Origin of the sequence: Nonomuraea marmarensis (assembly GCF_043197025.1) — a bacterium.
Taxonomy (GTDB): domain Bacteria; phylum Actinomycetota; class Actinomycetes; order Streptosporangiales; family Streptosporangiaceae; genus Nonomuraea; species Nonomuraea marmarensis.
Map to the genome: position 1 here is coordinate 204,376 of NZ_JBICRM010000015.1, position 9,295 is coordinate 213,670.

Sequence of the window (9,295 nt, forward strand, 5' to 3'; positions counted from 1 at the left end):
GTACGCTCCGAGGATCAAGTACGGTGAGCACCCGGAACAACGACGAATCCCGAAAGATCATCTTCAGTGGGAGTAAACGAAGCACAGGCATGGAACTGCGCGACATCGAGATCTTCCTGACCCTGGCCGAGGAGCTGCACTTCGGCCGCACCGCCGCCCGGCTGTGCCTGTCGCCTGCCCGCGTCACCCAGGCGATCCAGAAGCAGGAGCGGCAGATCGGCGCCCCGCTGTTCGAGCGCAACAACCGCACGGTACGGCTGACCCCGGTCGGCCGCCAGCTCCGCGACGACCTGCGGCCCCTCTACGCCGGGCTGAAAGACAGCGTGCAGCGCGCCCAACTGGCCGCCCAGGGCATCACCGGCACGCTGCGCGTCGGCATGCTCCCCATGAACGCCTACGATCTGCGCCCCTACTGGGACGTCTTCCGCATCCGTCACCCGCAGTGGCGGCTGCGCATCCAGCGCACACAGTTCAGCGACGCCTTCGCCGCGCTGCGCCGCGGGGACGTCGACGTCGTGGTCACCTGGCTGCCCGTCGAGGAGCCCGACATCATCGTGGGCCCGGCCCTGTTCGCCGAGCCACGGGTGCTGGCCGTCTCCGTCGACCACGAGCTTGCCCGGCGCACGTCGGTCTCACTGGAGATGGTCGCCGATTTTTCCCACCCTGACAGCGAAGCCGGGCCTGACTACTGGTTCGACGCCTACGCGCCGCCACAGACTCGCCGTGGCCGCCCGATCGAGCGCGGCCCTTCCGTACGCGACGCCGAAGAGGCCATCACCCTCACCAGCATGGCCGAGATCGTCACCCTCTTCCCCGCCCACATGACCCGCTACTGGGTACGGCCGGACATCGCCTACCTGCCCATCACCGACATAGGGGCGCTGCCGTACGCGCTGGTGTGGCGCAGCGAGACGGAGAACGAGCTCATCCGGGCCCTGTCCGAGGTCGTCCGCGATCTCGGCCCCCTCGCGCAGAAGAGCTGATCGCCGAACAATACGGAGAACCCACAAGCGCCTCGGCGGACCGGACGTACGACAGCATGTTCAGCCCGCCTTGGAGAAGCTGCAGGCCATATCAGCAGATCGACGGCATGGCGGGAGCGGTGGGGCCGACGTCGTCCGGGCGACCGTGACGAAAGAACTGCCGTGGGCGTAGCTCACCACGGCCGTCTGACTACGGGCCGCTTGAGCATGTCACTCCCTCTGCGGGGCGATCGCCCACAGCCTGCGGTGAAGGTCGGGTTGATGGCGTCGGCATCGCAGATAACCGGGCTCAGGTTGTCGGGAATGAGCACCTGGAACACTCCGCCGAAGAACCGCCACGCCTGCTCGCAGCCGGCGATCACCGCCTCCAGCGTCTGGGAGAAGGTCAGCCAGATGAACATGTGCCGCGAGTAGAGCTGTTCGGCGACGTAGTCGACGACCGCGGCCGGGACGTCCTCGGGGTCGTCCAGGAAGCAGTTCAAGAACCGTGCGGTGCCGAGTTGGACGGCGTAGCCGAGCTGGTTACGGGCGCCGTTGGCGGCCATCGCCCGCCGCCGCGAGGTCGGGTCGAGGTGGAAGAACCCGCCGAGCTGGGTGATGTCGGGGACAGCGTTGTAGCGGCCCCACAGGCTCCGTTGTTCCTCAGTGAGAAAGTTGACCGGCCATCGCGAAGCCCCCTATGACAGACGACAGCGCGCCCCACCCCGCAGGGGTGAAGGCGCAGCCGACATATGTTCAGCGGACGGACGGGCGAACCCGCATTATCCAGCTATCGGCGGAATTGTCGCAGGTCAGCCCCCACCCGAAGATCCATACCGGAGCAGTCCAGTCGCACTGATCACCAATCGTGATCTTCGGGGCGGCCGGTCGCGGGGGCCGTTCAGCGGAAGGTCGCCTTCCAGGTGCCGCGCCGCAGGTTGATGGCGCCGTCGTCGCGGATGAAGGCACGCGCCCCGTACAGCGGGAAGACCCACCGGTGAGCCATCGGCCGCGGACGTCGTCCAGCAGGTTCCCGGGGCGATACTGGTAGGTGAGAAAGATCTTGATGGTTAACGGCTGTACACCGTCCAGCAGATCGCCAACGAGATCAGCGTCAAGCGCACCACGCTCAATGGCTACCTGCGCACCCCCAGAGCGGATCGGCGCGCCTATGGGCCGGTCGGTTCCGGTCCAGCGAACGCAACCGTACGCTAAGCCTGTTTCTGCAGGTCAGCCATAGTGGTGAAGCACGCACACGCCGTGCGGCGGGTGCGCTTGCCTATGAAGGCGAACCCCACCGCACGGCGGGGTGTCACAGTCGCGTGCCGTTGACGACCAAGCCCACGTCGATGTTGCCGCGGGTGGCGTTGGAGTAGGGGCACACCTGGTGCGCCACCCGGACCAGGTCGCAGGCCTGGGCGGCGTCGGCGATCGACGGCAGCCCGATCTCGAGTTCGACACCCAGCTTGAATCCGCCGTTGCCGGCAGGGATGAGCATGACCTTCGCGTCGATCGCCGCGTCATCCGCGCGTAGTTGCCTGCGCTGCCCCACCAGCGCCAGTGAGGCGGCGAAGCAGGCGGCGTAGCCGATGGCGAACAGCTGCTCGGGGTTGGTTCCTTCACCGTCCCCACCCAACTCTTTGGGCTGGCGCAGGTTCACGTCCAGCCTGCCGTCAGCGGTACGCCCGTGGCCGTCCGCTCGGCCGCCGGTCACGGAGGCCTGTGCAGTGTAAAGCGCGTTCGTCATGACACGTTCCTCTCTAGATTCCTGAAAGTGAATCTTAGACTTCAAAAATAGGAAGTCAACATCTAAGATCAGGAAACCTGACGACCATGAGAGGTGACCACATGGCTCCATTGAAAATCGGCTACCTGCTACCGACACGCGATCAGGCCGTCCGCGGCGACCACGAAACGGAGTATCTGATCGATCAGGCGCGCCGCGCCGAATCACTGGGTTTCGACTCCGTCTGGGCCGGCGACAGCCCCGTGACCAGGCCACGCGCCGACCCGCTGCTCCTGCTGGCGGCCGTGGCCATCGCCACCCGGCGCATCACGCTCGGTACCGCGGTGTTGCTGCCCGCGCTGCGCCATCCGATCCTGCTGGCGCACCAACTCGCCACCTTGGACCGGCTCGCCGACGGCCGCCTGATCGTCGGTATGGGTGGCGGATTCCCCAACCCCCACACCGAGGCCCAATTCGCCGCTGTCGGTGTCGCCTTCCCGCGCCGCATCAGCCGCCTAGAGGAGTCGATCGAGGCGATGCGACGGCTGTGGACCGCAGAAGCGGTCTCCTTCACCGGGCTGCATTTCAACTTCCGCGACGTGAGGCTGGCTCCTGCGCCGACCCGGCCGACAGGTCCGCCGATCTGGCTGGCCGGAGGCGGCGAACCGGCGCTGCGGCGGGTGGCGCGATTGGCCGACGGCTGGCTGCCCTATCCGCCCGCCGCGCAGGATTATGCTCGCGACTTGGCCGTCATCCAGCAGGCGGCGGTCCGCACGCTCACCCCCGCGCTGTACGCGACGCTGTGCCTGGACGAGGACCCTGAGCGGGCGCGCAGGCGTCTGCGGACGAGTATCGAGCGTTACTACAACGCCCCGCTGGAGGTTGTCGAGACCGTCCAGGCCATGTTCGCCGGTACGGCACACGAGGCCGCCGACTGGCTCAACGCCTACACCAGTGCCGGAGCACGCCACGTGGTGATCCGCCTGGCCGTCGACGACCACCACGCGGGCATGGAAGGGTTCGCCAGCTGCGTCCTGCCCCTGATTCGCCCCATGATCGGTACGGAAGGACACCCGTGACCACCTTCGTCCTCGTGCATGGCGCCTGGCACGGCCCCTGGGCCTGGGACCGCCTCACCCCGCTGCTGCACCAAGCCGGAGCGCGCACCATCGCTCCTGCCCTCACCCTGGACGGCGACGTCGGCCTGCACACGCACGTCCAAGAGGTCATCGCGGCCCTCGACGCCGCAGCCGATGACACCCTGGCAGACGCCCTGAGAGACGATCTGGTGCTGGTCGGGCACAGTTACGCGGGCCTGGTCGTCCGGCAGGCGGCCGACCTGCGGCCCGATCTGGTGGACCACGTCATCCTGGTGGACGGCTGGGCCGGCGACGACGGCGCCAGCATGTTCGGCCTGGCACCTGAGACCTTCGTCCACGCGATCCAGGCCGCCGCCCGCACCACCGTGGACGACCAGATCCCTGCCCCGGCTCCGGCGATGTTCGGCATCACCGACCCCGACGACGCGGCCTGGCTCGCCCAGCGCCTGCGGCCCCAGCCGCTGCGCACCTTCGCCGAGACGACCCGGCTGAGCGGAGCAGTCAACCGGATACCGGGCACAGGCATCTACTGCCGACCGCAGACCTATGCCTTCGGCCAGTTCGCCGCAGCGATCGGCTACCAGTCCATCGCCCTGGACGGCCCGCACGACGTGATGCTCACCGACCCGCAGGCGCTGGCCCGTCTCCTTCTAGGAATGTCCTGAAGATCTTGGCGGTCTGGTCAGGCGGAGTTTCGGGATTCAGACTCGGGTCATGATGGGTCGTATGCCGGGAGATGATCCCGGCCGGGAGCGTGTTCGCGTTCCTGGCCGAGCACCGACGGGTGTTGTTTCCGTCGCAGGCGTTCGCGGATATGTACGCGCCGGTCAACGGACGTCCGTCGGTGCCGCCGGGCCTGCTGGCCACGGTGGTGGTGTTGCAGGCTTTGCACGGCCTGTCGGATGAGGAGGCGGTCGGAGCGCTGCGGTTCGATCTGCGGTGGAAAGCCGCCTGCGGGCTTGGCCTGCATGACCAGGGGTTCGATCCGTCTCTGCTGACCTACTTCCGGCGTCGGCTGGCCCGCTCCTCGGATCCGGACCGGATCTTTCAGACCGTCCGCGCCGTGGTGGAGCAGACCGGGGTGCTGGCCGGCCGGACGCGGCGGGCGCTGGACTCGGCGGTGCTGCTGGATGCGGTCGCCACCCAGGACACCATCACCCAGCTGATCGCTGCGATCCGCCGGGTGGCCCGCCAGGTGCCCGGCGCGAGTGCGCTGGTGGCGGCGCACTGTCACGCTCACGACTACACCGACCCGGGCAAGCCGAAGATCGCCTGGGACGACGAGGAAGCCAAGAATGCCCTGGTCAGCGGGCTGGTCACCGACGCGCTCACCCTGCTGGAGCGGCTGAGGGGCCGGGACCTGGACGAGCCGGCCGCAGGGGCGGTCGGCCTGCTGGCCCTGATCGCGGGCCAGGATGTCGAGCCCGCCGATGGCTCTGACGGCACCGACGGACGGTGGCGGATCGCTCGCCGCACCGCACCCGACCGCATCATCTCCACCGTCGATCCCGAGGCCCGGCACATCCACAAGAGCGGTCAGCAGCGCGAGGACGGCTACAAGGCCCACCTGGCCGTCGAACCGGAGACCGGACTGTTCACCGCGGTGGCGTTACGCCCCGGTGCTGGAGCCGTCCACCACAAGGCCGCTGTTGCCCCCGACCTGCTCGCCGGCGAGCGCGGAGTGCTGCAGATTCTGGCCGATGCCGCCTACGCCGCCGCCGAACTGCGCGCCACCCTCACCGCCGCAGGGCACCATCTGCTGATCAAACCACCCGCGCTCAAGCCCGCCGTGGCCGGCGGGTTCACCCTGGACGACTTCGCCATCGACACCGCCGCCGGCACGGTCACCTGCCCCGCCGGCCACACCGTCCCCCTCGCCGCCCCCTCGGGCCGCTACCAGCAACGCCGCGCCACCTTCACCGGCCTGTGCGCCACCTGCCCCCTGCATGATCGCTGCACCACCGCCACGACCGGCCGCATCCTGACCATCCGCCCGCACCACGACCTGCAGGCCGCCGCCCGCCACCAAGCCGCCACCGACCCCGCCTGGCAAGACGACTACCGACGCTGGCGACCCATGGTCGAACGCGCCGTGGCCTGGCTCGTCGCCCGCGGCAACCGCCGCCTGCCCTACCGCGGCACCGCTGCCAACGACCGCTGGCTCCACCACCGCGCCGCCGCCCTCAACCTCCGCCGCCTGATCAACCTCGGACTCACCCACACCAACAACACCTGGACCCTCAAACCGATCACTGCATAGCAAGAGGGTGAGCCAGCTCACGCCGACCCAACCAGCAAGATCTTCAGGACATTCCTAGAGGCCCACGCAGGCCAGTTCAATAACGAGAAGCTTCAGGATTAGAATGCTGAAGTGGAACAGCGAACTTACAACCAATACTGCGCAACCGCGCGCACCCTCGACCTCATCGGGGAACGCTGGACCCTTCTACTCATCCGTGAGCTGCTGACCGGCCCCAAACGCTTCGGCGACCTGCAACACAGCCTGCGCGGCCTGGGCACCGGCCTGCTGGCCGCCCGGATGAAGCACCTCGAACGCGAAGGACTCATCCACAAGGTCACCCTCCCTCCACCGGCCCGCACCCCCGCCTACGCCCTCACCCAGGCCGGCGAGGAGCTCGGCCCCGCAGTGCTGGCGCTGGCCCGGTGGGGCCTCAAATGGGCGATGGACGAACCCCTCGAACAGGAGACCTTCCACCCCGGCTGGGCCGTACTCGGCCTGAGAGCGTGCTTCGACGCCGAGGCGGCTGCCGGCCTGCACGCACTGTATGAGTTTCGCGTCGAGGAGGAGATCTTCCACGCCCGTATCGACGACGGCACCATCGAAACGGTGCACGGCCCGGCCCAGCACCCCGACGTGATCATCACGATCGGCGGCGCGGTCTTCCGCGACCTCGCCGCCGGCCGCTCAACCCTCGCCGAAGCGATCAACAACGGCACCGCCTCCGCCTCCGGCGACCAACAGTCCCTGCGCCGACTGCACCAGCTGTTCCGCCTCCCACGCCCGCAAACCCGATCAGCGGCACAAGCCCCCGCGTCATGAAGCTGGCCCTGCGACCTGCGCAAAGGGGCCAGAAGAGGAGGCCTACATCATCCTCGCCCCGCTGACGAGGTCTTCGGCTGCTGCGGCACGGTGGTCTCCTTGTTCAGGTGTCCGTACACCGCGTCGTACAGCTCCTGGGCAAGCGCCGCCTGGTCCTCGCTCAACCGAGGTCGACGGCCGCCGACCCGGCCGCGGGCCCGCGCTGAGGCGAGCCCGTCCATCGTGTTCGCCAGGATCAGCTCACGCTGCAGCTCGGCCAGGACGCTGAGCATCCCGAACATCGCTCGGCCCTCAGCGGTGTCGGTGTCGATGCCCTGGCTCGATCACGTGCAGGCCGATCTTCCGTTCCCGTAGCTCCGCGCCGAGCGTCACCAGATGCAGCATTGACCGAGACAGCCGGTCCAGGTGGGTGACCTTCAACGCGTCGCCCTCGCGCAGCAACTGCAGGACGAGATCGAGTTTCGGGCGGGAGGCCTTCGCGCCGGACGCCTTGTCGAGATGGCTGTTGGCCCGGTCGACGCCAGCCCGCAGGAGCACGTCGATCTGAGGCCTCCCAGTACTAGTGGAATGATGAACCGGGGTTGCTGTCACATGATTTGACACTCTGCGCGATGATGGCTGCTGACCTGCATCGGGGCGATCGAGGCAGGAGCTCGCCCGTGATCAGGGGCCCTGCGGGTTGCGACGGCGCGCAGGTCGGCGGGTCGGAAATCCTTCGTGAACGAGCCCGTCAGCCATTCGGTGAGCCATTCGGCAAGCGTCATGTGGTGCGGCGACAACGCTCCGGCCGCCGTCTCCTCGCCGGGCCGGTCCGGCGGGAGGTGCGGGCCCATGGGATCCCAGATCCACATGGTCCCCACCGGATCACGGCAGTCCACGAGAGACCAGATCGCCGGCTCCCACGGGCAGAGCCAGATCAGGCCCGGAGGGACGAAAGGGTCCGGGCCGGAGATCCAGGTCCGATGGCAGGTGACGATATCGGTGAGGGGATCGGTGTCCGCCGTGCGCAGCGCGAGGATGCCGCGGCCCGGCCCGATCCCTCCATTGGCCGCGTCCAGGTAGATTCTGCGCAGCAAGGGCGGCAGCGAGAATCCCAAGACCCGTTCCGCCTCGGTGACCGCGGCCTCCGGCGCCGGTGGGGTCAGGCCGGGCAGCCCGGAGATCATGCGTACGATCTCGTCGTCGTCCAGGCACTCCGGCGGGGTGTAGTCCAGCTCGCCGGGACGCGCGTCGAACTGGCGCCTGCGTTCGGCGACGGCGCCGAGATCCGAGGTTTCGAAGGCCTTCACCAGATTGCCCTTGACGGACTCGGCGAGCCATTCGGCCAGCGTCATGTTTTGCGGAGTCATCGGAGATTCATCGGGATAGACGGATGCATCGATGTTCGGGTCCCATATCCACATCGGGCCGGCCGGATCCCGTAAATCCACGACGGACCAGATCCCGCAACCCCAGTCGAAAAGCCACAACCTGCCGGGCCAATCGGCGCGGGTGCCCTGATACATCTCGACGATGTCGGCGACTTCGCCATGGTGCTCGTACTCGCTACCGGCCACCCCCAATATCCCATCCCGGGGGCCGAAGCCGCCGTTGGCCACCTCGAGGTACAGGCGGCGCAGCAGCGGGGGAAGCGGGTGCCCGATGGCCCGCTCCGCTTCCGCGACCGCCTCCGGCGCCGCGGGAGGCAGGAGCTCAGGGGTCGTGCGGATCGCTTCGACGAGCTCGTCCTCGGTCATGCGCTCCATCCTGGGGACCGTGGCCGGTGGGGTCAAGGACACGTCCGGGCCGTGCGGCCACGGTCGGTCGCACGGCCTGGGCGAGTCCTTGCCTATCGTCCTCTCACCCTCCCGGCCGAGCCGCCCCTGCCCTGGAAGAATCCCGCGATGAAAGCCTGGGACGCGACCGTGGTGGCCACGAGTCCCCGGATACCGAAGAATTCCCTCGCCTTGCGCAGGAATTCTTTGTCTATCTGCCTCCCGCGATCATTCCATTCGTGGTTGGCTGAACATTCTTGCGGGGGTCGGCGATGAACTTGTTCAGCCTGTCCGCGCATACCCGCGAGCAGATCTGTACGGTGGAGAAAGCGCTGACGACATTGGTGATCCGGCCGCCTAAGTCCCTGATCTGCGCTGGGACGTTCTGCCGTAACCCCGCCGCCGCTTGCTCGGCGTGGCCGTCCACGCTTCTCGGAAGTGCCGCGGACGCCTTGTAGATCGTGAAATTCAGTTTGGTCAGCCGAGCGTTGAGATCTTGGGGAATGCCGCCTTGGCTGGTGAAGGCGATGAAGCGGGGCACCGGGGTGTGTTTTGTCTCCACCAGGGACCCTGGTGGCTTATTCGTGATCACGAGGCAAGGGCGAGTTCCAGCCGGGCGAGGTGGCTGGTGCGGGTCCGATCGAGTGGGTGGTCGTTCCACCAGGCGTCCAGCCGGATCAGGTTTAACGCGA

The 9,295-nt window shown here is 67.9% G+C and carries 10 protein-coding genes and 1 pseudogene; 5 read left to right on the forward strand and 6 right to left on the reverse strand.

Translation table 11 applies throughout. The features are described from left to right. The first annotated feature begins 89 nt into the window (after nt 1-89). Nucleotides 90-983 (forward strand): LysR family transcriptional regulator, encoded by an 894-nt coding sequence (locus ACFLIM_RS25255; RefSeq protein ID WP_393169407.1) that lies wholly within the window; start codon nt 90-92, stop codon nt 981-983. 173 nt (nt 984-1,156) lie between these two features. Here ACFLIM_RS25255 and ACFLIM_RS25260 read toward each other — a convergent pair. Beyond that, nucleotides 1,157-1,624: pseudogene (locus ACFLIM_RS25260) on the reverse strand (DUF4158 domain-containing protein); the annotation flags it as partial. 650 nt (nt 1,625-2,274) lie between these two features. Continuing rightward, nucleotides 2,275-2,709: an organic hydroperoxide resistance protein gene (locus ACFLIM_RS25265; RefSeq protein WP_393169409.1), complete on the reverse strand. Its 435-nt coding sequence runs from the start codon at nt 2,707-2,709 to the stop codon at nt 2,275-2,277. Between the two features lie 101 nt (nt 2,710-2,810). Between ACFLIM_RS25265 and ACFLIM_RS25270 the strand changes: the two genes are divergently transcribed. The 4 genes from ACFLIM_RS25270 to ACFLIM_RS25285 all read left to right on the forward strand — a co-directional run bounded on the left by ACFLIM_RS25270 (nt 2,811) and on the right by ACFLIM_RS25285 (nt 6,849). Next, nucleotides 2,811-3,767, forward strand: a complete 957-nt coding sequence (locus tag ACFLIM_RS25270; protein ID WP_393169411.1) for an LLM class flavin-dependent oxidoreductase — start codon at nt 2,811-2,813, stop codon at nt 3,765-3,767. Next, nucleotides 3,764-4,453, forward strand: a complete 690-nt coding sequence (locus ACFLIM_RS25275) for an alpha/beta fold hydrolase (protein ID WP_393169412.1) — start codon at nt 3,764-3,766, stop codon at nt 4,451-4,453. The genes ACFLIM_RS25270 and ACFLIM_RS25275 overlap by 4 nt, the downstream gene beginning before the upstream one ends. A gap of 71 nt (nt 4,454-4,524) precedes the next feature. Beyond that, the gene (locus ACFLIM_RS25280; protein ID WP_393169414.1) at nt 4,525-6,048 is read left to right on the forward strand and encodes an IS1182 family transposase; all 1,524 of its coding nucleotides are present in this window, start codon (nt 4,525-4,527) and stop codon (nt 6,046-6,048) included. Between the two features lie 111 nt (nt 6,049-6,159). Then, nucleotides 6,160-6,849 (forward strand): winged helix-turn-helix transcriptional regulator, encoded by a 690-nt coding sequence (locus tag ACFLIM_RS25285; RefSeq protein ID WP_393169416.1) that lies wholly within the window; start codon nt 6,160-6,162, stop codon nt 6,847-6,849. Between the two features lie 47 nt (nt 6,850-6,896). Here ACFLIM_RS25285 and ACFLIM_RS25290 read toward each other — a convergent pair whose 3' ends face one another. The 4 genes from ACFLIM_RS25290 to ACFLIM_RS25305 all read right to left on the reverse strand — a co-directional run bounded on the left by ACFLIM_RS25290 (nt 6,897) and on the right by ACFLIM_RS25305 (nt 9,165). Then, complete coding sequence (locus tag ACFLIM_RS25290) at nt 6,897-7,130, reverse strand: hypothetical protein (protein ID WP_393169418.1); 234 nt, start codon at nt 7,128-7,130, stop codon at nt 6,897-6,899. 10 nt (nt 7,131-7,140) lie between these two features. Further along, a complete protein-coding gene (locus ACFLIM_RS25295; RefSeq protein WP_393169419.1) occupies nt 7,141-7,386 on the reverse strand; it encodes a recombinase family protein in 246 nt (81 codons plus the stop codon). Nucleotides 7,387-7,436: 50 nt separating this feature from the next. After that, nucleotides 7,437-8,585, reverse strand: a complete 1,149-nt coding sequence (locus ACFLIM_RS25300; protein ID WP_393169421.1) for an SMI1/KNR4 family protein — start codon at nt 8,583-8,585, stop codon at nt 7,437-7,439. Nucleotides 8,586-8,814: 229 nt separating this feature from the next. After that, nucleotides 8,815-9,165, reverse strand: a complete 351-nt coding sequence (locus ACFLIM_RS25305; RefSeq protein WP_393169423.1) for a hypothetical protein — start codon at nt 9,163-9,165, stop codon at nt 8,815-8,817. Nucleotides 9,166-9,295 lie beyond the last annotated feature (130 nt).